Source organism: Pseudomonas sp. NY15181, from assembly GCF_048068055.1.
Taxonomy (GTDB): domain Bacteria; phylum Pseudomonadota; class Gammaproteobacteria; order Pseudomonadales; family Pseudomonadaceae; genus Pseudomonas.
On the sequence record NZ_JBLUPT010000021.1, the window covers coordinates 1 to 24,002 of the forward strand.

General features: G+C 66.4%; 24 protein-coding genes. 10 read left to right on the plus strand and 14 right to left on the minus strand.

The window, feature by feature from the left end:
- Positions 1-222, minus strand: a 222-nt coding sequence (locus ACNFBT_RS27000) for a class II aldolase/adducin family protein (protein ID WP_416753862.1), incomplete at its 3' end; no start/stop codon positions are given.
- Between the two features lie 314 nt (positions 223-536).
- Here ACNFBT_RS27000 and ACNFBT_RS27005 point away from each other — a divergent pair.
- From ACNFBT_RS27005 to ACNFBT_RS27040, 8 genes are all read left to right on the plus strand, one after another.
- Positions 537-1,457: an ABC transporter substrate-binding protein gene (locus ACNFBT_RS27005; RefSeq protein WP_416753863.1), complete on the plus strand. Its 921-nt coding sequence runs from the start codon at positions 537-539 to the stop codon at positions 1,455-1,457.
- The gene (locus ACNFBT_RS27010) at positions 1,454-2,599 is read left to right on the plus strand and encodes a phosphotransferase enzyme family protein (protein ID WP_416753865.1); all 1,146 of its coding nucleotides are present in this window, start codon (positions 1,454-1,456) and stop codon (positions 2,597-2,599) included. The genes ACNFBT_RS27005 and ACNFBT_RS27010 overlap by 4 nt, the downstream gene beginning before the upstream one ends.
- A 1-nt stretch (position 2,600) precedes the next feature.
- Positions 2,601-3,476, plus strand: coding sequence for a sulfurtransferase (locus ACNFBT_RS27015; RefSeq protein WP_416753866.1), 876 nt, complete (start codon positions 2,601-2,603; stop codon positions 3,474-3,476).
- A gap of 112 nt (positions 3,477-3,588) precedes the next feature.
- Complete coding sequence (locus tag ACNFBT_RS27020) at positions 3,589-5,757, plus strand: TonB-dependent siderophore receptor (RefSeq protein WP_416753868.1); 2,169 nt, start codon at positions 3,589-3,591, stop codon at positions 5,755-5,757.
- 11 nt (positions 5,758-5,768) lie between these two features.
- Positions 5,769-6,356 carry a nicotinamide riboside transporter PnuC gene (gene pnuC / locus ACNFBT_RS27025; protein WP_416753869.1) on the plus strand — a complete coding sequence of 196 codons (588 nt, stop codon included), beginning with the start codon at positions 5,769-5,771 and terminating at the stop codon, positions 6,354-6,356.
- Between the two features lie 8 nt (positions 6,357-6,364).
- Positions 6,365-7,102, plus strand: a complete 738-nt coding sequence (locus ACNFBT_RS27030) for a UTRA domain-containing protein (protein ID WP_416753871.1) — start codon at positions 6,365-6,367, stop codon at positions 7,100-7,102.
- Positions 7,103-7,216: 114 nt separating this feature from the next.
- Positions 7,217-7,378 (plus strand): hypothetical protein, encoded by a 162-nt coding sequence (locus tag ACNFBT_RS27035; protein ID WP_331314499.1) that lies wholly within the window; start codon positions 7,217-7,219, stop codon positions 7,376-7,378.
- A 36-nt stretch (positions 7,379-7,414) separates the two neighbouring features.
- Positions 7,415-8,011, plus strand: coding sequence for a helix-turn-helix domain-containing protein (locus ACNFBT_RS27040; RefSeq protein WP_416753886.1), 597 nt, complete (start codon positions 7,415-7,417; stop codon positions 8,009-8,011).
- 70 nt (positions 8,012-8,081) lie between these two features.
- Here the strand turns inward: ACNFBT_RS27040 and ACNFBT_RS27045 are convergent, their stop codons facing one another.
- Positions 8,082-8,597 carry a hypothetical protein gene (locus ACNFBT_RS27045; RefSeq protein ID WP_416753872.1) on the minus strand — a complete coding sequence of 172 codons (516 nt, stop codon included), beginning with the start codon at positions 8,595-8,597 and terminating at the stop codon, positions 8,082-8,084.
- Positions 8,598-9,033: 436 nt separating this feature from the next.
- Between ACNFBT_RS27045 and ACNFBT_RS27050 the strand changes: the two genes are divergently transcribed.
- Both ACNFBT_RS27050 and speE read left to right on the plus strand, forming a co-directional pair.
- Positions 9,034-9,492 carry a DUF3574 domain-containing protein gene (locus ACNFBT_RS27050; protein ID WP_416753873.1) on the plus strand — a complete coding sequence of 153 codons (459 nt, stop codon included), beginning with the start codon at positions 9,034-9,036 and terminating at the stop codon, positions 9,490-9,492.
- Entirely contained in the window at positions 9,492-10,352 is an 861-nt protein-coding gene (gene speE, locus ACNFBT_RS27055) for a polyamine aminopropyltransferase (RefSeq protein ID WP_416753874.1), read from the plus strand. Before ACNFBT_RS27050 ends, speE begins: the two co-directional genes overlap by 1 nt.
- Here speE and ACNFBT_RS27060 read toward each other — a convergent pair.
- The 12 genes from ACNFBT_RS27060 to ACNFBT_RS27115 form a co-directional block, all read right to left on the minus strand.
- Positions 10,337-10,789 (minus strand): DUF3574 domain-containing protein, encoded by a 453-nt coding sequence (locus tag ACNFBT_RS27060; protein ID WP_416753875.1) that lies wholly within the window; start codon positions 10,787-10,789, stop codon positions 10,337-10,339. The two genes, speE and ACNFBT_RS27060, sit on opposite strands and share 16 nt — an antisense overlap.
- The gene (locus tag ACNFBT_RS27065; protein WP_416753876.1) at positions 10,789-12,150 is read right to left on the minus strand and encodes an APC family permease; all 1,362 of its coding nucleotides are present in this window, start codon (positions 12,148-12,150) and stop codon (positions 10,789-10,791) included. Before ACNFBT_RS27065 ends, ACNFBT_RS27060 begins: the two co-directional genes overlap by 1 nt.
- 50 nt (positions 12,151-12,200) lie before the next feature.
- Complete coding sequence (locus ACNFBT_RS27070) at positions 12,201-14,582, minus strand: TonB-dependent receptor plug domain-containing protein (RefSeq protein WP_416753878.1); 2,382 nt, start codon at positions 14,580-14,582, stop codon at positions 12,201-12,203.
- Between the two features lie 370 nt (positions 14,583-14,952).
- Positions 14,953-15,618, minus strand: a complete 666-nt coding sequence (locus ACNFBT_RS27075; RefSeq protein WP_416753887.1) for a sulfite oxidase-like oxidoreductase — start codon at positions 15,616-15,618, stop codon at positions 14,953-14,955.
- Between the two features lie 9 nt (positions 15,619-15,627).
- On the minus strand, positions 15,628-16,683 hold the full coding sequence (locus ACNFBT_RS27080; RefSeq protein ID WP_416753879.1) for a substrate-binding domain-containing protein: 1,056 nt from the start codon (positions 16,681-16,683) through the stop codon (positions 15,628-15,630).
- A 28-nt stretch (positions 16,684-16,711) separates the two neighbouring features.
- A complete protein-coding gene (locus ACNFBT_RS27085) occupies positions 16,712-17,734 on the minus strand; it encodes an ABC transporter permease (protein WP_416753881.1) in 1,023 nt (340 codons plus the stop codon).
- The gene (locus ACNFBT_RS27090) at positions 17,727-19,295 is read right to left on the minus strand and encodes a sugar ABC transporter ATP-binding protein (RefSeq protein ID WP_416753882.1); all 1,569 of its coding nucleotides are present in this window, start codon (positions 19,293-19,295) and stop codon (positions 17,727-17,729) included. Before ACNFBT_RS27090 ends, ACNFBT_RS27085 begins: the two co-directional genes overlap by 8 nt.
- A 159-nt stretch (positions 19,296-19,454) precedes the next feature.
- Positions 19,455-20,987, minus strand: coding sequence for a histidine ammonia-lyase (gene hutH / locus ACNFBT_RS27095; protein ID WP_416753883.1), 1,533 nt, complete (start codon positions 20,985-20,987; stop codon positions 19,455-19,457).
- Positions 20,988-21,044: 57 nt separating this feature from the next.
- A complete protein-coding gene (locus ACNFBT_RS27100; protein ID WP_416753884.1) occupies positions 21,045-21,860 on the minus strand; it encodes a quaternary amine ABC transporter ATP-binding protein in 816 nt (271 codons plus the stop codon).
- A complete protein-coding gene (locus ACNFBT_RS27105) occupies positions 21,857-22,711 on the minus strand; it encodes an ABC transporter permease (protein WP_416753885.1) in 855 nt (284 codons plus the stop codon). The genes ACNFBT_RS27100 and ACNFBT_RS27105 overlap by 4 nt, the downstream gene beginning before the upstream one ends.
- Positions 22,712-22,773: 62 nt before the next feature.
- Positions 22,774-23,682 (minus strand): ABC transporter substrate-binding protein, encoded by a 909-nt coding sequence (locus tag ACNFBT_RS27110; protein WP_416753888.1) that lies wholly within the window; start codon positions 23,680-23,682, stop codon positions 22,774-22,776.
- A gap of 205 nt (positions 23,683-23,887) precedes the next feature.
- On the minus strand, positions 23,888-24,002 hold a 115-nt coding region (locus ACNFBT_RS27115; protein ID WP_416753535.1), incomplete at its 5' end, for a hypothetical protein.

Genomic DNA, 24,002 nt, shown 5'->3' on the forward strand with positions numbered 1-24,002 from the left:
AGGCTTCTTGCCCGGTTCCAGGCTGTTGCCGGCCAGATCGGTCTCCAGCACGTCGTCGACGCCCAACTGGCCCTTGTGCTTGCCCGAAACGGTGAGCAGCGCGCGGTCGGCCGCCAGGCGCGCCGAATAGTTGCTACTGGTGGCCGGCGACCAGCCGCGGCCGTAGAGGAAGCGCCCGGCTTCGATGATCTGCTCGGTGAGTGAGCGGCGGGTATCGGTCATGAACGGTCGCAGAGGCTGCTGAAGTGGGAAGAGGCCGCCACTCTATCGGTGCCCCTTCACAACCCTAAATACCTTAATTGCATGAGGTAATAACCCGGCGGGAAGCCAGGAGGCCCGAGCCAGAGCGATCTTTGCCGCTCAGCATGGCAGCGGCTGCATTCCGGAGTACGTTGGTCAGCACGAGCGCTGACGGCCTTTTTATTCCTTACAATTATAAAAACCAGTAAAAAACATATTGGTATATACCAAATACTCTCCCCTTCAATACGCCCCATCGCAGTCGCCGGCCGCTGGCCGTTTCGGAGAGAGGTTCCATGTTTGCCTTGCGGGTCATGCTCGAATACTTCCACCCCTGGCCCAATTCGGCCGGTTTCTACCTGGCCCGTGAACGCGGCTGGTACCGCGAGGCGGGGCTGGACGTGGAACTGGTGGTGCACGACCCCTACCACGGCGACACCCTCGATCACCTGGCGCGCGGCGCCGCCGCGTTTGGTGTGTTCCCCAGCAACCGCCTGCTTGTGCGCCGCGATCTGGGCCAGCCGCTGATGGGCGTGGCGGCGATCAACCATCGCGGTCTGGAGTCGATTCAGACCCTCACCGACAGCGGCATCCAACGACCGCGAGATCTGCAGGGCAAGCGCCTGGCGCTCAACCCGACGCCGCGCGGACTCGCCATGGTGCGCCATCTGGTAAGCCAGGACGGCGGCGACCCGGATGCGGTGGAACTGGTGGATGCCGGCTTCCGCGAGCTGCGCCCCGAGGATCTGGCCGCCGGCCTCGCCGACGCCAGCTTCGGCGGCTACTGGGCCTGGGAGGCGCTGCTGCCCAGCTCCATCGCCAACGAGCGCCGCGTGGTGCTGCCGGTGGACGAGATCGGTGCCCCGCCCTATCACAGCTACCTGCTGGGTGCTCGCGAGGACTGGCTGGACGCCAATGCGGACATCGCGCGGCGTTTCCTCGCCGTCACGGCACGCGGTTTCCTGACGGCAGCGACGGATCCCGAGGCCGCGCTGCCGGTCTACGAACGCACCATTCCCTACTTTCCCCACGAGATGCTGGCAGAATCCCTGCGGCGCATCGCGCCCAGCTGGCTGCATCAAGGCCGCTGGGGCAAACAGCGCGAAGAACTGCTGCAGCCGTACGCCCAGTGGCTGCATGAATACGGTGTGCTGCGCGACCCGGAAATCTGGCGCGGCGCCACCAGCAATGCCTGGCAAGTGGAGAACCCAGCATGACGAAACGCCTGAGCCACGGCATGGGCCTGGAACCGGTGGAGGCCGACTGGCCGGCGCTGACCGAAGCGGAGGTCGCGGCACTGCTGCAAGGCTTCCCGCAGGCCGGCGCCGATGCCCGGCTGACCTGGCACAGCCCGCGTCCCTTCTCCGCCGCCGCGCTGGTGGAGACCGCCAGCGGCCCGCTGTTCGTCAAGCGCCATCACCCGAGCGTGCGCACGGCTGACTGGCTGGCGGAAGAGCATGCCTTCCTCGATCACCTGGCCCGCCAGGGCGCGCCGGTGGCCCAGGTGCTGCGCGATGGCGAAAGCCGCAGCGCCATCGAACGCGACGGCTGGACCTATGAGGTCCATCGGAAGGCCGAGGGCCTGGACCTGTACCGCGACGCGCTGTCCTGGACGCCCTTCCAGCACAACGCCCACGCCTTCGCCGCCGGCGCCGCGCTGGCGAAGCTGCACCGCGCCGCAGAAGGTTTCGACGCGCCGCCCCGCAGCGCCGGCGTGCTGGTCAGCAACCTGAACCTGTTCGGCGCGGCGGACCCGCTGGCCGCCATCGAAGCGACCTTCCCCCAGGCGCCCGCCCTCGCCGACTACCTGCAAGCGCGCCCGTGGAAGGAAACCCTCAGCGAGCTGCACCTGCCGCTGCAACGCGAACTGCAGCCCTACCTGCAGCGCCAGCCAACGCTGTGGACGCACAACGACTGGCACGCCTCCAACCTGCTGTGGAGCGAGGACGGCCCGCAGGCGCAGGTGGTCTCGGTGCTGGACTTCGGCCTGAGCGACCGCAGCTTCGCGCTGTTCGACCTGGCCACCGCCATCGAGCGCAACCTGGTGCCCTGGCTGGAACTGGACCAGGGCCGCGCCGCCGTGGCCGACCTCGACGCATTGGCCGCCCTGCTCCAAGGCTACGCCAGCGTACGGCCGCTGAGCCGCGACGACCTGCTCGCGCTGGCGGCGCTGCTGCCGCTGGTGCATGCGGACTTCGCGCTGTCGGAAGTCATCTACTTCCACGGCATCCTCGGCTCGGCAGAGAGCGCTTCGCTGGCCTACGACAACTACCTGATCGGCCACACCCGCTGGTTCCTCGACAGCGAAGGCCAGCGCCTGCTGAATCACGTTCGCCACCTGGCGGCGAAGGTGAACTGAGATGAGCGAACCTCTGGTCACCGCGCACTGGCTGGCCGCCCAGTTGGACGCCCCGCGTCTGTGCCTGCTGGACGCCAGCGTCGAACTTGCCGCACCGGAGTTCGACGGCGACTACCGCGTCGAAAGCGGCTACGCCGGCTGGCTCGCCGGGCACATCCTCGGCGCGCAGCATGCCGATCTGCTGCACGATCTGGCGGCAGCCGATGCGCCCTTCAGCTTCGCCCTGCCTGAGGCGCAATCGGCCCTGGATGCCTTGCAGAGACTGGGCATCCATGACGATTCGCTGATCGTGATCTACGACCGCAGCGACGGCTTCTGGGCCGCGCGCCTGTGGTGGATGCTGCGCAGCCTGGGCATCGACGCAGCGGTGCTGGATGGCGGCCTGCGTGCCTGGATCGCAGCCGGTTTTTCGCTGGAAGCAGGCGAATCGCCCGCTGCCCAACGGGGGAAACTGTCGGCCCCGGTGCGGTACCGGCACGGCTTCTGGATCGACCGCCGCGACGTTGAAAAAGTCGTGGCGGGCGAGGCGGCCGGCACGCTGGTCTGCGCGCTGTCCGCCGCCCTGTTCGATGGCAGCGCCGTCACCCGCTATGCCCGCCGCGGGCATATCCCCGGCAGCAGCAACCTGCCCGCACGCAGCCTGTTCGACGACGAAGGCCGCTACCGGCGCGGCGCGGCACTGCAGGAAGCGCTCGCCGGGCTGCGCGAGGCCGAACCGCCGCTGCTGCTGTACTGCGGTGGCGGCATCTCCGCCGCCGCCCTCGCGCTGGCTTTGACCCTGACGGGGGAGACTCGAGTCGCGATCTACGACGGCTCGCTGCAGGAATGGGCCGCAGAGCCTTCCCTGCCATTGACCACCGGAGCAGCTCCGGCCTGAGACCCCGTCAGCGGGAGATCACGACCAACACCCAAGGCCATTCGTTTCGCGCGGGAGGGGCTCGGCCCCGTGCATTCCCGGCGCACGCCCTGGCGATTTTCAGGAGCGTTCCATGCAGTACCTGCCGCGCCCCGCGCGCACGCGATTTCCCCTCAGCCTGCTGCCCCTGGCCGTGCTGCTGGCCAGCAGTCCCGGCCATGCCGAGGACACCACCCTGGACACCGTCACGGTAACCGGCCACGACACCGACAGTTACGCCAGCAACCGTGCCTCGGTCGGAGGCTTCGGCGAAGCGCCGCTGCTCGACACGCCCGCCTCCATCTCGGTGTTCAACCAGGCGCTGCTCAAGGACCAGCAGGCGCGCCTGCTCAGCGACGTGCTGAAGAACGACGCCTCCACCGGCGAGGCCTACGCGCCGGTGGGCTATTACGAGAACTTCGAGATTCGTGGCTATTCGCTCAACGCCGTGAGCAGCTACAAGATCAATGGCCGCACCATCACCGGCGAGCAGAACGTGGCGCTGGAGAACAAGGAGCAGGTCGAGGTGCTCAAGGGCTTGTCTGGCCTGCAGAGCGGCGTGTCCGAGCCGGGCGGGCTGATCAACTACGTCACCAAGCGTCCGCAGGACGTGCGCTCGGTGACGCTCGGCACGGACGACGAAGGCGGTCGCTACGTCGCCACCGACGTCGGTGCCTGGCTCGACAGCGAGCAGACCGTTGGCGTGCGGGCCAACCTCGCCCACGACGACCTGCGCTCCTACATCGACCACACCGACGGCAATCGCGACTTCGCCTCCCTGGCCCTGGACTGGAACCTCTCGCCCAATGCCCTCTGGCAGTTCGACGCCGAATACCAGAACCGCCGCCAGCCCTCGGCGCCGGGCTACCAGTTGCTCGGCGGCACAGAGCTGCCCCACGGCATCGATCCCCACGACCGCCTCGGCTACCAGAGCTGGGCCAACCCGGTGCGCATCGAATCGCTGAACCTGAATACGCGCTTCGAGTACCGTTTCGACGACGCCTGGACCGGCACCCTCAGCGCCTCGCGTAGCCGCGTGGTGATCGACGACTACAGCGCCTTCCCCTGGGGCTGCTTCGGCGTGGCCAGTTGCGCCGACTCGTCCGTGCCGAACTACTTCAGCCCCGAAGGCGACTACGACCTCTACGACTTCCGCAGCCCGGACGACACGCGCCGCAACGACGAGCTGGAAGCCGCGCTGCACGGCCAGTTCGCCACCGGCTGGCTGCGCCACGAGCTGACCGTCGGCACCTCGGCCTTCCGCCGCGTGCTGGACAGCCGCCCGGAACTCAACGAGTGGGTCGGCACCGGCAACATCTACACCGGCATCGGCCCCGTGGCGCCTGCCGATGGCGAGCCCGGCCACAGCTATCGCCACCTCGACAGCCGCCAGTACGGCCTGTTCGCCAGCGACCGCCTCATCCTCGATGAACAGTGGCAAGTGGTCCTTGGCGGGCGCCAGGTGCGCCTGGACGAGCGCACCTTCGACAGCGACGGCGACACCACCCGCCAAACCCGCCGCTCGGAATTCCTGCCCAATGGCGCGGTGATCTTCAAGCCGCGCGAGGACATCTCGATCTACGGCAGCTACAGCAAGGGGCTTTCCCTGGGCGGCGAGGCCCCCTGGTTCACCAGCAACGCCGGCGACACCCTGGCGCCCACCTCTTCGCGCCAGGTCGAGTTCGGCATCAAGCAGGAGCTGCCCGGCTTCGACTGGAGCGCCGCGCTGTTCCAGATCCACCAGGCCTATCAGTTCGCCCGGCCCAACGGCGACGGCACCTTCACCTACGTGCAGCAGGGCCAGCAGAAGAACAGCGGGCTGGAGTTGTCCGCCAGTGGCCGGGTAACCTCCGCGCTGCAATTGAGCGGCAGCCTCGCGGCGATCCGTTCGCGGGTGGTGAACAGCGGCACGGACGACTACGAAGGCCACCAGGCGATCAACGTCCCGCGCCTGCGCGCCAGCCTGCAGGCCGACTATGCGTTGGCCGAGCTACCGGGGCTCTCGCTGCTCGGCGCGGCACGCTACAGCGGCGCCAAGTACGCCGACCGCAACGGCACGGTGGAGGTCGGCGGCTACACCGTCTATGACGCCGGCGCGCGCTTCAGCACGCAGATCGGGGGCTACCCGACCGTGCTGCGGCTGAGCGTCGACAACCTGTTCGACAAGCGCTACTGGCGCGATGTCGGTGAATATTTCGGCGACGGCTACCTGTTCCAGGGTGCGCCGCGCACGGCTCGCCTGACGGCGAGCGTCAACTTCTGAGGTAAGCGCAAATGTCTGCTCTGGAAATCATCGCGGTGATCGTCAACGTGCTCGGCGTCTGGCTCACCGCCCGGCGCATCCGCTGGTGCTGGCCGGTGAACGTGGTGGCGGTGCTGCTCTACGCATGGATCTTCTTCAGCGTGAAGCTCTACTCCGACATGCTCCTGCAACTGGTCTTCGTGGTGCTGCAGTTCTACGGCTGGTGGCAATGGAGCAAGGGCGGCAGCGACCACGGCAAGGTGCAAGTGGCACGCCTGCCCTTCTCCACTGGCGTCTCCAGTTGCCTGGCCGGTGCCGCCGGCGCCCTTGCCCTGGGCTGGGCGATGCACACCCACACCGATGCCGCCCTGCCCTGGATGGACGCCGCGCTGACCGCCTTCAGCCTGGTGGCGAGCTTCTGGGCGGCGCGCAAGTACGTCGCCAGCTGGTGGCTGTGGATCATCCTCGACGTGCTCTACACCGGGGTCTTCCTCTACAAGGCGCTGTACCTCACCGCCGGGCTCTACGCTGGCTTCGTGGTGCTGGCGATCTACGGCCTGCTGGCTTGGCAGCGCGAGCTGCATGACGAACCGCCGGCGCTCGCCGTCGGCAACGCCTGAGGGCCACCATGCTCTACCAGGCCATCCCTCCGCATTACGCGCGCATCCGCGACCAGTTGGCCGCGGATATCGCCCAGAAGCGCTTCCTCGCCGGGCAGAAACTACCGCCCGAGCGCGACCTCGCCGAGCGCTTCGACTGCACCCGCGTCACCCTGCGCCAGGCCCTGCAGCAACTGGAAACCGAGGGGCTGATCTACCGCGAGAACCGCCGCGGCTGGTACCTCAGCCCGCCGCGTATCGACTACGACCCGACGCGGCTGGTCAGCTTCATGGACTACGTGCGCCTGCAGGGCCGCGAACCGCTCACCGAATGCCTCAGCGCCGAACGCCGCCGCGCCGGCGCCTGGCTGGCCGCGCGCATGAACCTGCCGTCACCGGACGAACCGGTCTTCCGCCTGCACCGCCGCCGGCTGATCGACGGCCGCCCGGTGCTGGTGGAGATCAATACCCTGCTCGCCACTTGGTGCCCCGACCTGCTCGACGCACGCCTGGACCGCTCGCTGACCACCGTGCTGCGCGAGCGCTTCGGCAAGGTGCAGACGCGTTGCACGCTCAACCTGCGACTGGGGACGGTGAACGACGATCAGGCGGAGCTGCTGCAATTGGCGCCGGGCGCCAGCAACCTGGTGCTGGAACGCCTGAACTACGCCGAGGACGGCCTGCTGGTGGAGTTCGACCAGGAGTTCTGGCGGCCGGACGCGGTGTCCGTGGCGGTGCAGGCGGATTTCCCGTCGCGGCCGTTATAGCTGAATAAGTAATTAACAAATGCTAATTAAGTATTTCTGGTTCTAACTGGATCGCGGCTAGGCTAGTCCCAACTTCACCGCAACCGGCTTGTCTGCAAGCCTTCTGGAGCCGCCATGGACCGCACCGACAACGTCATCGATCTTGCCCGCCACCGCACGCGCCGCCAGGCACGCCGCCAAGCCGAGCTGATGTGGATGATGTACGCGCAGCGTGCCGGCTATGACGCCTTCCAGATCGTCCAGCAGAGCCGCGACAGCGGCCGCCGCGAGGCCTGAGCCGTGGGCCTGCCGCTCGCCACGGAGCTGCCTGCCGTGGCGTTCGACGCGACTCCCGGCACGCCCGAAGATCCCATCGGCGAACGGGTCGCCAGCAACCTGCTGCGCCTGCGCGCCAAGCGCAACCTCTCCCTCGACGGCCTGGCGCGCCTTTCCGGCGTGAGCCGGACCATGCTCGCGCAGATCGAATCCGGCCGCAGCGTCCCGTCGATCAAGGTGCTGTGCAAGATCGCCCAGGGCCTGAAAGTCTCGGTCGCCGCCTTCCTCGACGACCGCGCCTTCGAAGGCGTGGCCGTGCTGCCGGCACGGGAGAGCAAACGCCTGGTCAGCGGCGACGGCGCCTTCGTCAGCCGCGCGCTGTTCCCCTTCGACGTCTCGCGCCAGGTGGAATTCTACGAGCTGCGCCTGCAGGGCCTGGCCATCGAGCACTCCACCGGCCACGCGCCGGGCACCCAGGAAAACCTGGTGGTCGCCCAGGGCGTGCTGGAGATCAGCGTCAACGAGGAGCGCTTCCTCCTCGGCACCGGCGACTCCATCCTGTTCTTCGCCGACCAGCCGCACAGCTACCGTAACCCCGCCGACAGCGACGCGGTCGCCTACCTCGTCACCACCTACGCCGAACGGCTGGACTGATTCCAACCGTCAAAAAGCCAAAGGCCCGGCGGGTTTCCCCACCGGGCCTTTTCATTTCAGTGCGCCGCTATCAGCAGGTGCAGCACATCATCGGCATGCCGTTGCAGCTCATCATCATCGGCATGCCGCACTCCATCATCTTGTTCATCAGCATGCAGCAGATCTTGAGCATATCCATGCTCATGCCCTGCATCGGCATCATCTTGCACATCATCATGTCGCCCTGCATGGAGCACGCCATCATGCACTTCATGGCCGGCATGCCCATGTTCATGCCCATCATCGGCATGGACATCATCGGGTTCATCATGCCCATCATCGGCATCATGGCCATGGCGGACTGGGACATGCCCATCATCATCATGTTGCCGCAGTGCATCATCACCGGCATGCCGCAGTTCATCATCATCGCCATCATCTCGGCGCTGTTGCGGAACATGGCCATTTCCATGCCCATGGCCGGCTTCATCTTGCACATCATGCCGTCGTCGAGCATCTCGCATTCCATGGTCGCCATCATCATCGGCATGCCCATCATCGGCATCATGGCGTTGGTGTTCATCGGCATCTGCATGGCGTTCATCATGGTGGAGCTCCCTGAATCGATAGAGTTGAGTGACTGCGAATGGGGCCGATTCTAGGAATGCGCGGCGACGGAACAAGATGACGAGGGAGCGGTGGGTTTCGCCGCATAGACTCTCGATTCCGTTTCCATGATGCCGGACATGTTCGTGATGGTTTCATTTTCGTCGTGATAACGAACGCCAACACTTCAAGAGCGATCATTCAGGCGATATGGATATCTCATCCAGTACTTAGCAAAGAACCGTAGTGAATATTGAATCTAACCAGCTCGCAAAAACTTCGGCACCGGCTGTAACCCACGGTCTAGAGCGCCTCGATACACATTCCACAAATGCAAAATCAGGCATATGAGAATGCGTTTTTAATATTTAATGAAATAACAGACGACCTTCTATAGTGGCGGTTTGGTTCAACTGTCATCACCGCAAGGAAGTCCCATGTTCCGCCATCTGCTCGCCGCCAGCCTCGTCCTGGCGCTGTTCGGCTGCGCCACCCCGCCCGCTCCCTCCGTCCATACCACCAACCCTTCCAGTTCCACCCTGCAAGGCGACCCGACCCGGCCGGCGCAGGCGCAGTGGCTGCGCACCGAGCTGTACTTCGCGCTGGGCCAGGAGGACGGCAAGGAGAAGATCAGCGAGCAGCGCTGGCGGCAGTTCCTCGATCAGGAAGTGACGCCGCGCTTCCCGGACGGCTTCACCGCCTACGATGCCTACGGCCAGTGGCGTGACCACGGCGCGCCGGCGCCGGAACGGCTGAGCACCAAGGTGATCGTGATCCTGCATGAAGACAGCGCCGCGCGCGGCAAGGACATCGAGGCCATTCGCCTGGCCTGGAAGCGCATCACCGGCGACCTCTCCGTGCTGCGGCTGTCGCAACCGGCGCAGGTGTCGTTCTGATGTTCCGCGAGACGCTGCACGACGGTTACGCGCAGGCACTGACCGTCGATGAACCCATCTACCAGGGCAACACCGGCCAGCAGGACGTGCAGGTGTTCCGCAACCGGCGCTTTGGCCGCGTGCTGACACTGGATGGCGTAGTGCAGACCACCGAGGCCGACGAGTTCGTCTACCACGAGATGCTTGCCCATGTGCCGATCCTCGCCCATGGCGCGGTGCGCCGCGCGCTGGTGATCGGCGTGGGCGATGGCGGCATCCTGCGGGAGATCGTGCGGCATGCCGGCATCAAGGAAATCGTCGCGGTGGAGATCGACCCGCAGGTGGTCGAACTGTGCCGCGAGCTGCTGCCGAATCATTCGGCCGGCGCGCTGGACGATCCGCGCCTGCGGCTGGTCTACGCCGATGGCCTGGAGTATCTCGCGCAGAGCCGCGAAACCTTCGACCTGATCCTCTGCGACTCCACCGACCCGGGCGGTCCGGCGGCGAGCCTGTTCACCGACGCCTTCTACCGCAACTGCCAGCAGCGCCTGGGCAGCGACGGCATCCTCGCCACGCAGAACGGCGTGCCCTTCCTCCAGCCGGAGGAACTGGGCGGCACGGCGCGGCGGCTGGCGGAGTCCTTCGCCGACTGGGGTTTCTTCCACGCGGCGGTGCCGACCTACATCGGCGGCAGCATGGCTTTCGGCTGGGCGTCCAACAGCGAGAAGGCCCGCCGCACCGCGCTGGAAACCCTGCGCCAGCGCTTCGCGAAAAGCGGCCTGGTGACCCGTTACTACACCCCTGAGGTGCACCAGGCAGCGTTCGCCCTGCCGCGCTACATGCTCGACCTGATCGAGGCCGGGCTTCAGCGCGACAGCTGAGGGTTGACCAGGCGCTGCGGCGTCCAGTCCGGGTCACGAGCGCGAACCGGACTGCTGACCTGCAGCACCGCCGTGCCGAAGCGTTTCTTGAAGTCCGCGCCGATCTGCGTGAGGGCCTGGCGTGTGTAGGGGTTGTCGGCGTGGATGAGGATCAGCATCCGCGACGGCAGCTTCTCCGGCCCGCCGCTGGGGCCGCGCCACTGGCCGTGCAGGTCGAGCCAGCTGAGGCCATCGGGGAATCGCGGCGTCACCTCGCGGGCGAGAAAGTCCTCCCACTGCGACAGCTCCACCGCCTCCAGGTACAGCTCCGTGCGCAGCATGCGCCGGCCGCTCGCCTCACCGCTGGCGCTGAGCGTAGGCTCGTTCAGCCAAAGCCCTACCAGGGCCGCCAGCAGCACGGTCACGGCGCCGTTGCGCCAGAGTCGCTTCGCGCGCATCAGGCGCCCTCTCCCTGCCAGTCTTCGGATTGCGCCGCACGCGGGCGCAGGATCAGTTGCAGCAGTCCGCCGAGCGCCAGTACCGCCAGGCCCAGCAAGGCGCCCCAGCCGACATAGGCGACGCTGGAATACAGCATGTACAGGCACACCGCGAGGAAGCCCAGCGGCAGCCAGGGATAGAGCGGCACGCGGATCGGCCGGGGCACGTCCGGATGGCGGCGGCGCAGGACGATCAGCGCCACGCTGCTCAGGCTGAGGAACAGCCAGTACACCGGCGTCATGTACTCCACCATGGTGTTGAAGCCATGGCCGCTCCAGCCACCGACCAGGATCAGCAGCAACGCCACCCCGCCTTCGGCGAGCAGTGCGGCGCGCGGTACGCCGTGACGCACATCCCAGCGGCCGAGGGCACGCAGTGCCGGAACATCCCGCGCCGCGGCATAAGTCGTGCGGCTGCCGACGATCAGCGTCGAGTTGATGCTGGCGACGGCGGACACCACCACCACCGCCATGATCAGGCCAATGCCCGGCGCGCCGAAGGCCAGCCCGAGCAGCTCCAGCGCCGGCGCGCCGCTGGCGGCCAGACCGTCGAAGCCCAGGCCGCGAATGAACGCCCAGTTCAGCGTCAGGTAGATCAGCAACAACGCCGCCAACGCACCGAGCATGGCGGTGAAGATGCCCCGGCGGTTGTCGCGCAGCTCCGCCGACAGCGTCGCCGCATCGCTCCAGCCACCGAAGGCGAGGAAGACATAGATCAGCGCGGCGGAGAAGCCTGCCACGCCGACCTGCTCCGGCTCGACCGGCGCCACAGGGGACGGGACGAAGCCGCGCCACTCCAGCCACAAGCCGGCACCGACGATGCCGAGGAAACCGGCCGCCACCAGCGCCACCAATCCGGCCTGGGTGCCGAGGCTCACGCGCCAGCCGATGAGATTGAGCGCCACCAGCGCGGCGACCAGTCCGCCCGCCAGCAGTACGTTGCCCAGCTGGCCAAGACCCAGCAAGGCACTGAAGTGATCGGCGAACAGGAACGCCATCAGCGCGATCCACCCGGTGTGCAGGATGGCGAAGCGCGACCAGGCGAACAGGAAGCCCACCCGCTGGCCGTAGGCGCGTTCGAGGAAGTGGTAGTCGCCGCCGGGATGGGCGAAGGCCGAGGCCATCTCCACGTAGCACAGCGCGCCGACCATCGACAGCAGGCCGCCGAGAATCCAGACCCCGTAGAAGTGCTCCTCGCCGACGTTGAGCGCCACGGTGGGCGCGGTTTTCAGAATGTCGCTGGTGATCACCATGCCCAGCGTCAGCAGCAACGCGTGAATGGCGCCCAGGTGCCGGCGCGGGCCGGCGTCGTTGTCAGCCATGAATCGACTCCGGAAAGCAGCGGGGCCGCAACGCGGCCCCCTGGGTCAGATCAGAAGGAGTAAGTGGCGCGGGCGTAGTAATACGCACCGTTCGAACCGATCGGCGAGAGCACGTCGTACGGCAGGTTGCCGCCGTAGTTGATCTCCGAGCTGGAACGTTCCGGGTAGTTGTCGGTGATGTTGTTGCCACCCACCGCCAGGCTGAACTGCGGGGTGAACTTGTAGGCCACCTCTGTATCCAGCTGCCACACGGCGCCGTAGGTCTGCTCCGGGTGGTAGCCATCGCCGAAGTCGAACACGCGGGTGGTCTCGCCCTGCCGGGTCAGGCGACCGAGCAGGCTCCACTGCGCATTGGTCCAGGTGGTCGTGAAGATGAAGCGGTCCTTGGGCGCGGCATCGGTGAGGGTGTTGCGCTCCTCCACGCCCACCAGCGCGTCCTCGCCGATCCCCAGGTCCGTCAGTTGCTGCGGGGTGCCCTTGGTGCTGCGTACCTTGGTGTGGTTGTAGGTGTACGCGGTGGTCACGCCCAACTGGCCGCCGACGAAGGGCTGGTGGTAGTTGAGCACCAGCTCCGCGCCATCGGTTCGGGTGTCGGCGGCGTTGGTGAAGAAGTTCACGTCATGCACGCCGGCCACGCCGAAGTTGTCCTGGATGAACTGCTCCATGGCATCGCTGCCGATGCGTTGGGACAGGGTGATGCGGTCGTCTACGTCGATGCGGAACACGTCAAAGGACAGATCGAAGCGGTCGTTCAGCTGTGCGGTCAGGCCCAGGCTGAAGTTCTTCGAGGTTTCCGGATCGAGACTTTCCGCACCGAGCGCGCGGGCGATGGGATCGTTCACCGAGAGCACGCGGATATCGGTGAGCGTGCCGCCATCGCCGAAGTTGCTGGTGGTGTTCTGGAAGCCGACCTGGGCCAGCGACGGTGCGCGGAAGTTGGTGGACGCCGCGCCACGCAGGGCCAGCACCGGGGTCAGCTGATAGCGCCCGCTGAGCTTGCCGGTGAGCTTGCTGCCGGCGTCGTCGTAACGTTCCCAGCGGGCGGCGGCATCGACGAAGAACTGGTCGGTGAGGTCGCCGGAGAGATCGACGTAGGTGCCGAAGACGTTGCGGTCGATGTCCACTTCCTCGCTCGGGCGCAGGCCGGCGGCGCCGTCCGCGCCGACACCGTAGTACGAGGCCGCATCGCCGGCGGTGGTGATGTAGTTTTCGTAGCGGTACTCGCCGCCCAGCGCCAGCACGAACGGCCGCCCGGCAAGGCTCAGCTCGCGGCTGAGATCGAGGTTGGCGACACTCTGGCGCAGTTCGTAGTCGCCGGTGTCGAACTTGGTTGGCGTGTCTTCGCCAAGGGAGGCATTGAGGGTACGGCGAGTGGACGACTCGAAGCGGTTGCGACCGTGGGTGACGCTGGCGTCATAGTCCCAGGTGTCGGCGATCAGGCCCTTGTAGCCGAGGCTGGTGGAGAGGTCCAGGTTGTCCCCCAGCGATTGCGGCAGGTAACCGTTGGGGTAGATCTCCGGGTGTTCGTCCGGGTAGCGGTAGAACTCCGCGCCGGTGGTGTGGCGTTCGTTGTACAGGCCGAATGCGTAGGCCTTGCCGTCGCCCAGCGCCAGGTCGCCGTTGAACCAGGCGTTGACGTCCCGCGCCACGCCATCGCCCATCACGTAGTTGCGCTGCCCCGGGGTGTCGGCGAAACCGTCGAAGCCGGCGCGGTTGGTTGGGTTGCGGTTGATGTATTCGGCGCCACCGCGGATGAAGCCCTCCTCGCCCAGCCGGGTGCCGGCCTTGGCGCTGGTGTAGGAGTTCTGTCCGTCGGTTGTGGTGCGGTCGATGGCGTCCTGATGGGTATGGTAGGCGCCATAGCTGGTGGAGACTTCGCCACCTTCCGGGGCGTCGTCGAGGATGATGTTGATCACCCCGGCGATGGCGTCGGAGCCGTACTGTGCGCCAGCGCCGTCGCGCAGCACTTCGATGCGCTTGATGGCGCTGATGGGGATCGAGTTGAAGTCCACCGGCGCGGTGCCGCGGCCGATCTTCGAGGAGTCGTTGACCAGCGCCGAGGTGTGCTGGCGCTTGCCGTTGATCAGCACCAGCACCTGGTCCGGGCTCATGCCGCGCAACTGGGCGGCACGCACGTGGTCGGCGCCGCCGGAGTTGGACTGACGCGGGAAGTTGAAGGACGGCAGCAGCGTCGCCAGGGCCTGGCCCAGCTCGCCGCCCACCGCGCCGGTGGACTTGAGGTCCTCGGCGGTGAGCACGTCCACCGGTACCGGGGAATCCAACAGGGTGCGGTGGTTACCGCGGACGCCGGTGACCAGGACGGTTTCCAGCTTGGTAGTGGCCTCGGGGGTCGCCGGGGTTTCCTCGGCGCGTGCGGAGACCTGGGCGATGACCGAGGCCACCGCAACGGCAATAAGGGAACGGGATAACACGCGAAATACTCCTGTCTCGCTTAAAGAGTGCCACTCGCCGTTGGCGGCGAGTCCGGAACTCCGCTTGGGATTTTTTTGACTCGAGCGGTTGGTGTCGGAAGTCCGGAAACCGCGAGCGACTGTTCCCCGCTCAGGAGGGATAAAACAGTGCTCGGGAAAGCGCTCCAGGTGTCATGGCCGGTCACTTTTCGTGATGAGCGAAAAGGCGCGGCTTCTCGGTATCGCCGGTCATCCCTGACCTGATGGGGAAGACGTCATCCTAGCCAGTGGCAGAATGCTTTTAAATGAATAAAAAATGCTTTGGTTATAACCGGTTGCGGTGTTGGTCGAGCAACAGCGCCAGGTGTTCGCCCAGCAACAGTGGCGCATTTCAATCGAAGGCCTTGCGCTCCCATTCGTCCTCGGGAATATCCAGCGCCGCACCGGAAAAACGCTCCTCGCGGAAAGGGTCGGCCTCGTTGTGGAAGCCGTTGCGTTCCCAGAATCCGGGGCGGTCAGCCTCGCTGAACTCCAGTTCGCGCAACCACTTCGCGCTCTTCCAAAAATAGCGCCCGGCGATCACCAGCCGCAGCGGCCAGCCATGCACCGGGGGCAGCGGCTCACCGGCATAGTGCGTGGCGAGCAGGCTATCCGGACGCAGCAGGTCTTCCAGTGGCAGGTTGGTCTGGTAATCGTGGTCGGCGTGGGCCATGACGAACGGCCAGGACGGTTTCACGCCATAGTGTTCGAGCAGGTCCGACAGGTGCACACCGCGCCAGGCGGTGTCGAACTTCGACCAGCGCGTGACGCAGTGGATGTCGCAGACCAGCTCCCGCTGCGGCAGCGCCAGCAGGTCATCCAGGCTCAGCTCCAGTGTTCGTGCCAGCGTGCCTGTGAGGCGCAGGCGCCAGCTTTCGCGGTCGTAGTTCGGCACCTCGCCCTCATGCAGGATCGGGAAACGCTCGGTCAGCACCTGCCCCGGCGGCAGGCGCGCGCCGTAACGCGGGTCGCCCTTCGGCGAGTGCGCCTTCTTCAAGCGCCCGGCCTTGTCGTGCATGCTCATCGTTCAATTCGCCAACGGAATCCACGGCGCCTGCGCCACCTTCTGCACCTCGCCGAAGGCCGGCACCTTGCGCGCCAGGTCGCGGACGCTCTTCACGTCCAGGTCCAACAGCTGCTGGCGAGTGATCAGGGTAGGCGGCACCAGCACCTGCTCGCCCGGATTCTCACCGGCGATGCGCAGCGCCAGGCTGCGCACGCTGATGGCGCCGGCCACTTCCGGGTTGACCGCGGCGGTGGCGCTCCAGGCGCTGCCCTCCTCCTTCATGATCTGGATGTCGGCGGTGGAAATGTCGGCGCTGTAGATCTTCACCTTCTTGCCCAGCCCGGCTTCATCCACGGCGATCTTCACGCCCTTGGCGAACTCGTCGAAGGGCGCGAAGAACACGGTGATGCCAGGGTTGGCGCGCAGCACCGCGCTGGCCTGGTCGGCCACCGAGTTGGCGATGGGCGCGTTGAGCGTGCCGAAGCGCGCCTTCTCTACGATGCCGGGGTTCTCGGCCTTCACCTGGCGCCAGATTTCGTCGCGGCGCTCCATGGGCGTGAAACCGTCGATGTACACGTAGCCGGCGTGGAAGGCGTTGCCGTTATCCTGCAGCGCCTGCTTGAGCGCCAGGCGCGCCAGCTCGCGGTGGTCCTGCTCGACGCGGGTGATGCGCGGGTCGTTCACGTCGACGTCGAAGGTGACCACCTTGATGCCCTTGGCCAGCGCCTTGTCGATGGAGTCCTTGAGGGTTTCGGCGAGGCCCAGCTGGACGATGATGCCGTCCACGCCCAGGTCGATGGCCTGCTCCAGCATCTCGCGCTGGGTGGCCGCCTGCTGGCGCGCGTCGAATACGCGCAGCTTCACGTCCAGCGCGCCGGCCTGCTTCTCGACGCCGCGCAAGTAGGCCTCCGGGAAGTCGCCGGAGAACAGGTAGCCGACCAGGGCGATCTGCACGCCGCCCTTGTCGAAGGGTGCGGGCGCGCCGGGCAGCCCGGCCGCTTCGGCCGAGACGGCGCTGGACAGAAGCAGGCCGGCTGCGAACAGCGCGCGCAGGGATTTGGCGGGGGTGAACTTCATCCGTTGAATCTCCGAAATAAGCTGACGATCAGCGCCCGCGCCGGGCCAGACCGAAGGTGAACATCAGGGCCGAGACCAGCACCGCGCCCTTGACGAAATCCTGCGCGTAATACGGCGCGTTGAGCATGGTCAGGCCGTTGAGCAGCGTGGCCACCAACACCGCGCCCACCAGCGTTCCAAAGGCGTTGGGCTTCTGCGCGCCGAGCACGGCGAAGCCGATCAGCGCCGCGCCCAGGGCATCGAGTACCAGTCCGTTGCCGGAGCTGACATCACCCCGCCCGAGGCGCGCCGCCAGCAGCAGCCCACCCACCGAAGCCAGCAATGCGGAGAGCACATAGGCGAGCAGCTTGTAGCGCTCCACCGGCGCACCGGCGAGGCGCGCGGCCTGTTCGTTGCCGCCGATGGCATAGAACAGTCGGCCCGGCCGCGTGCGTTCGAGGAACAGCCAGACCAGCAGCGCACAGCCGAGCATGATCACCACGGGCACCGGCACGCGGTCCCACAGCTGGGCGCGGCCGAGGGCGAGGAACCAACTGGCGAAGGCGCCCGGTGCTTCGTCGCCATTGGGCAGGGTCATGCCGACGGCGATGGAACGGCCGCCGGTGGGGATCAGTTGCACGCCGACCACCAGGAACATGCTGCCGAGGGTGGCGAGAATGTCCGGCACGCCCATGCGCACGATCAGCCAACCATTGAGCAGACCGACCAGGGTGCCGAGGCCGAGGCTGATGAGAATCGCCGCGAGCGGGCCCCAGTCCAGCACCACCATCACGTAGCTGGCGGTCATCAGGCTCAACGCAGCGACCGCACCGATGGACAGGTCCAGCCCGCCCACGGCCATGCTCAGGGTCACGCCCAGGGCCAGCAGCGCGACGATGGACACTGACTGCAGCACCAGGAACAGGTTGCCGACTCGCAGGAAGGCCGGCTCCAGCAATGCGAACACCAGCACCAGCAAGGCCAGCAGCAGGAGCAGCGCGTAGTGGATGAGGAAGTCGAGCAGGCGTGCGACGGCTGTGGTCGCTCCGCTGCCCACGGCAGTTCTAGACACGCACGGCTCCTTTCTGGACACGCGCAGTTTCCTGGCGTGAAGGGATGGTCGGGGTGAGATGGGCGACGATCTCGCTGCGCTGCAGGTTCTGCCGAGGCAGTTCGGCGACCACCGCCCCGTCGCGCACGACGAGGATGCGGTCGGCGATTTCCAGGGCCTCGTCCGGGTCGCTGCAGATCACCAGGGTCGCGCGGCCTGTGGCGCTGGCGCGGATGCGCTGGCCGATGTCGCGGCGGGCGCGCACGTCGACGCCCTGGAAGGGTTCGTCGAGGATCAGCACGCGGCCCCGCCCCAGCAGCCAGCGGGCAAGAATGACTTTTTGCTGGTTGCCGCCAGACAGCAGCTCCAGGGCAGACTCCATGCTCTCCCCCTTGATAGCAGGCCCCTTGATACCGAGCGCTTCGATCTGCTCAGCCACCTTGGCGCGCTCCGCGTCACGGTCGATGAAGCCGAAACGGGTAAAGCTGCGCAGGAACGGCAGGGTCATGCTGGCGCGCACCGAGAATCCCGGCACCCGCGAGTTGCGCGCGCGGTCCTCGGCGGCGAAGAACACGCCGGCGGAGATGGCTTCACGCGGGGTGCGTGGCAGCCAATCGCGCCCGTCGAGGCGGATCGATCCGGCGTGGTGCTTGCGCAGGCCGAACAGCACTTCGGCGATCTCGCTCTTGCCGGCGCCGAGCAGGCCGGTCAGGGCAACCACTTCGCCTTCATACAGGTCCAGGTCGAAGGCCGCGCTCTGTGCTTCGAGCTGCCAGTCGCGCAGGGAAAGCACGCTTTCGCCCCGCGCCGGCGGCTGCAATTCGACCTCGCCCAGCGCGGCACCGAGCATGGACTCCACGGCGGCGGCAAGGTCCAACGGCGCTGCGAATTCGCCCACCAGACGGCCGTCGCGCAGCACCAGCGCGCGGTCCGCCACGCGTTGCAGATCGGACAGCCGGTGGGAGATGTAGAGGATCGCCACGCCGCGCTCGCGCAGCCGGTCGATCAGCGCGAACAGGCGCTCGGCTTCCTGGGTCGAGAGCGATGCAGTGGGTTCGTCGAGGATCAGCAGGCGCGGCCTGAGCGCCAGCGCACGGGACAGGATCACCAATTGCCGCTCGGCGATGCCCAGTGCTTCGATGGGAGCTTCCAGCGGCAACTGAAGGTCAAGCCCGGCGGCAATTTTGGCAGCGCGTTGCAGGGCCGCGCGCGGTCGAAACAGCAGCGCGCCGGATGCGCCGCAGAGCTCGTCGAGCAGGAGGTTCTCCGCCACGCTCAGCCCGGGCACCACGCCCTGCTCGACCTGCTGGTGCACCGCGACTATCCCGTGGCGCCTGGCGTCCTGAGGCGAGGTGAAGCGCACCGCCTGGCCGTCGATGCACAGCCGCCCGGCGTCATGCGGATGGGAGCCGGCCAACACCTTCACCAAGGTCGACTTGCCCGCACCGTTGGCGCCCAGCAGCGCAAGCACTTCGCCCCGGCGGATGTCCAGGTTCACGTCGTCCAACACCCGATTGCCCGCAAACGCCTTGCCCACGTTCTGGAGGCGGAAAAACACTGTGGAATCGGGTTGGCCGGACATGGAGATCTCGCTGCGACACACAAGAGCGAGAGCGCCGTTTCAGAGCTTCGCCGTGGGAATTTCCGGCGATTCTTTTATATCTAAATACCCTGAATCAACATATTTTTAATACTGTTTATGCATATACTAAAAACCATCTGCTCGACATGACGAGGTGTCTCATTGCAGCTTCCCGACGCTCGCGCCAATTCTGTGCAGCGCAGCCGGGTTGGCCAGCAGCTCGGCGGTTCGGGCGATGTCCGGAGCCAGCCAGCGGTCGCTGTCGTAGGCCGGCACCTGTTCGCGCAGCAGGCTCCAGGCGCAGTCGGTGCCGACGCCGAAACGCTGCGGCTTGAGGAATTCGAAGCCCTGGGCGGCCAGCAGATATTCGATGGCGAGGATGCGGCGGGTGTTGTCGATGGCGCGGCCGAGCTTGAGCGCGGCGCTGGTGCCTAGGCTCAGGTGGTCTTCCTGCAGGCCGGAGGTGACGTAGTTGTCCACCACCGCCGGTTGCGCCAGCTGGCGGTTTTCGCCGGCCAGGGAGGCCGCGACGTACTGCACGATCATCATCCCCGAGTTGACGCCCGGCTGGCTGACCAGGAAAGCCGGCAGGCCACTGACCAGCGGGTTGATCAGACGGTCCAGGCGGCGCTCGGAAACGCCGCCCAGCTCGGCCACGGCGATCGCCAGCAGGTCGGCGGCCATGGCCACCGATTCACCATGCGGGTTCGCCTGGGAGACAACCCGGTAGTCGTCCGGCGTCCCGAGCACCAGCGGGTTGTCAGTGGCGGAGTTGAGTTCGGTCTCGATCTGCCTGGCCGCATGCTCCAGCTGGTCGCGGCAGGCGCCGTGAATCTGCGGCATTGAGCGGATGCTCAAGGCGTCCTGGGTGCGGATGCCCTTGTTGCCCGCGATCACTTCGCTGCCTTCGAGCAACGCGCGCAGGTTGGCGCCGACCTTCTGCATGCCCGGGTGCGGCTTGAGCGCGATGATCTCGGCGTCGAAGGCGTCGATCTGCCCGCGCAGGGCCTCGAAGCTCATGGCGCCGATCACGTCGGCCCACTGTGCGAGGCGGCTCGCGTCGTCGAGGGCGAGACAGCTGAGGCCGGTCATGCACGGCGTGCCATTGACCAGGCAGAGCCCGTCCTTGGCGCCCAGCTGCACCGGCTCCAGGCCTTCGGCGGCCAGCGCGCGGGCAGCGGGAACGACTTCACCGCGATAGCTCACGTCACCGACGCCAAGCAGCGCCACGCCGACGTGGGCCATGTGGGTCAGGTAGCCCACCGAGCCCTGGGACGGCACGCGCGGGGTGATGCCGTGGTTGAGCAGCGCCAGTAGCGCTTCCACCACGCGGCGATGCAGGCCGGATTTGCCATGGCTGTAATTGACGATGGCGGCGCAGATTATTGCGCGGGTCTGCTCGTCCTTCAGCGGCTCACCCACGCCACAGGCGTGGCTGAGCAGGGTATTGCGCGACAACTGCGCCAGTTGCTCGCCCTGCAGCACCACGTTGCACAGCGCCCCTAGGCCGGTGCTGATGCCATAGGCCCGCTCTCCCCGGCTGACGATGCGCTCGACGATGCCGTGGGCGTTGTCGATGCGCGCCCAAGCGGCCGCCGACAGTTGCAGGTGCGCACTGTTGCGCGCCACTTCGACCAGGTCCTGCCAGCGCAGCGGGCCGTTGCCGAAGGTGATGGTGGAAGAGGACGACATGCAGGAACTCCTTGTGTACGAAGGCCGGGGAAGCGCCCTCCCCCGGCCGGAACAGCGTCAGATCGCGGCGACGCGGCGCTGGACGAAGCGGTCGACGTACTCGTCGGCGGGCTTGTGCAGGATGTCGGTCGGCGCGCCGACCTGGATCAGCTGGCCATCCTTGAGGATGGCGATGCGGTTGCCGATGCGCACCGCTTCATCGAGGTCGTGGGTGATGAAGACGATTGTCTTGTGCAGGGTCTTCTGCAGTTCCAGCAGCTGGTCCTGCATGTCGGCGCGGATCAGCGGGTCGAGGGCACTGAAGGCTTCGTCCATGAGGATGATGTCGGTGTCCGCCGCCAGCGCTCGGGCCAGGCCGACGCGCTGGCGCATGCCGCCGGAGAGCTGGTGCGGGTAAGACTTCTCGTAGCCCTTCAGGCCCACGGTGGCGATCCAGTGCAGCGCACGCTCCTGGCACAACGCCTTGCTCTCGCCGCGGATTTTCAGGCCGTAGGCGACGTTGTCGAGCACGCTCTTGTGCGGCAGCAGGCCGAAGCTCTGGAACACCATGCTGATCTTGCGCCGGCGGAAGTTCTCCAGGGCGGCGGCGTCGTAGGCGAGCACGTTCTCGCCATCCACCAGGATCTGCCCGCTGGTGGGGTCGATCAGACGGTTGAAGTGGCGCACCAGGGTCGACTTGCCGGAGCCGGACAGGCCCATGATGACGAAGATTTCCCCGGCCTCGATGGACAGCGAGAGGTCGTTCACCCCGACCACGCAGTCGGTGGCGGCCAGCACCTCGGCCTTGCTCTTGCCCTGGCGGATCATCGCCAGGGCCGCGTCGGCCTTGGCGCCGAAGATCTTGTAGACGTTCTTGACCTGGATCTTGCTCATTTGCTGGCCTCATGGTGGCGCGAGCGGCCGTAAGCCTGGGTGATGCGGTCGATGACCACGGCGAGAATGACGATGGCGAGACCGGCCTCAAGGCCCTTGCCGACGTTGAGGGTCTGGATGCCGATCAGTACGTCCTCGCCCAGTCCGCGGGCGCCGATCATCGAGGCGATGACCACCATCGACAGGGCCATCATGGTGGTCTGGTTGATGCCGGCCATGATGCTCGGCAGCGCCAGCGGCAGCTGCACGCCGAACAGTTGCTGGCGGCGGTTGGCGCCGAAGGCGGTGATGGCTTCCATCACCTCGCGGTCGACCTGGCGGATGCCCAGGTCGGTCAGGCGGATCAGCGGTGGCGCGGCGTAGATCACCGTGGCGAAGATCGCCGGCACTTTGCCCAGACCGAACAGCATCAGCACAGGGATCAGGTACACGAAGCTGGGCATGGTCTGCATGATGTCCAGCATGGGCAGCAGCACGGCGCGGAAGCGGTTGCTGCGCGCAGCGACTATGCCCAGCGGAATGCCGATCAGCACCGAGATGATGGTGGCGACCATCATCAGTGCGAGGGTCTGCATCAGCTTGTCCCACAGCCCCACGGCACCCACCAGGAACAGCAGCCCGACTATGACCACGGTCGGCAGGATGCGCCGGGTGGCGTGCCAGGCGATGCCGGCGACGATGGCCAGCATCAGCCACCAGGGCGTGGCACGCAGCAGGCCTTCGAGGTTCACGATGGCCCACAGCAGGGTATCGGAGATGTGGCGGAAGACATCACCGTAGTTGGTGACCAGAGCATCGACCCAACCGTTGACCCAGTCGGCGATGGAGAAGGTGAAGCGTTCGGGAAACATGGCACGTACTCGTCAGGAGTGGGCATCACCGGGGAGACGAGGTCTCCCCGGATTGGGCGGCGTCAGAGCGCGGCCTGGACCTTCTTCGCAGCGTCCTCGCTGACCCAGGTGGTCCACACTTCCGGGTGTTCCTTGAGGAAGGCCTTGGCCAGTTGCTCGGAGGTCAGTTTCTCCTTGGCCATCTTCGCCAGGTTCTGGTTCAGCAGATCGATGGGCAGGTTGACCTTCTCCAGCACGGCCACCAATTCCGGCGCCTGGTCGTGGAAGGTCTTCGACAGGCCGACCTGGATCTTCACATCCTTGTTCACACCCGGTTCATCCAGCTTCACCAGGTCTGCCTGGCCCATCAGCGGCGTCGGCGACCAGTAGTAGAAGAGAATAGGCTCCTTGCGCTTGTAACTCGACAGCACGGCGGCATCCAGGGCCGGGCCGGTGCCCGGACGGAAGTTGGTGTACTTGTCCTCGAGGCCGTACTTCTTCAGCATCTGGGAGTTCTCCAGCTCGCAGGTCCAGCCGGCCGGGCAGTTGTAGAAGCGGCCTTTGCCCGGCTCTTCCGGGTCGCGGAACAGCTCGGCGTACTGACCCAGATCGGTGACGGACTTCAAGTTCGGCGCCTTGGCTTCGATGCCACGGGCCTTGTCACCTTCGATTACGAAGCGCGGCACGTACCAGCCCTCGGTTGCGCCGACGATGGGCGCGCCCACGCCGACTACCTTGTTGGCGGCGGCAGCCTTGTTCCAGGCGTCGCTGCGGCCGACCCACTCTTCGCTGAAGATCTGGATGTCGTTGTTCGCCAGCGCCTGCTCCATGGTGATGGAGTTGCCTGGCAGGCTGTCGGTGTCACAGCCGTAGCCGTTCTTCAGGATGATCTGCATGAGGTCGGTGAGCAACATGCCGCTCTCCCAGTTCAGCCCGGCGAATTTCACCGGCTTGCCAGCCTCGCACCAGCCGGCGGCCTGGGCCGAAGCCATGGTGCCGCCCAGTACGCTGGCGGAAAGGAACAGTCCCAGCAGTGTCTTTTTAGTGTTGTTCATCTGATGCTCCTAAACGTGAGTGAGGTTGGGCAGAGCAAGGGCCGTGCCTTGTGGGCTGGCCAGGTCGGTCTGTTCAAGTACGGGCGGGCAGATCAGCCGGTCCGGTACTGCCCGGGTAACGCGCCAGGCGACCAAGTAATAGTTATTTGCCGGTGATCATCGGCAGGTTCAGGCCCTGCTCCTTGGCGCAGTCGATGGCGATCTGGTAACCGGCATCGGCATGGCGCATCACGCCGGTGCCTGGGTCGTTGGTCAGC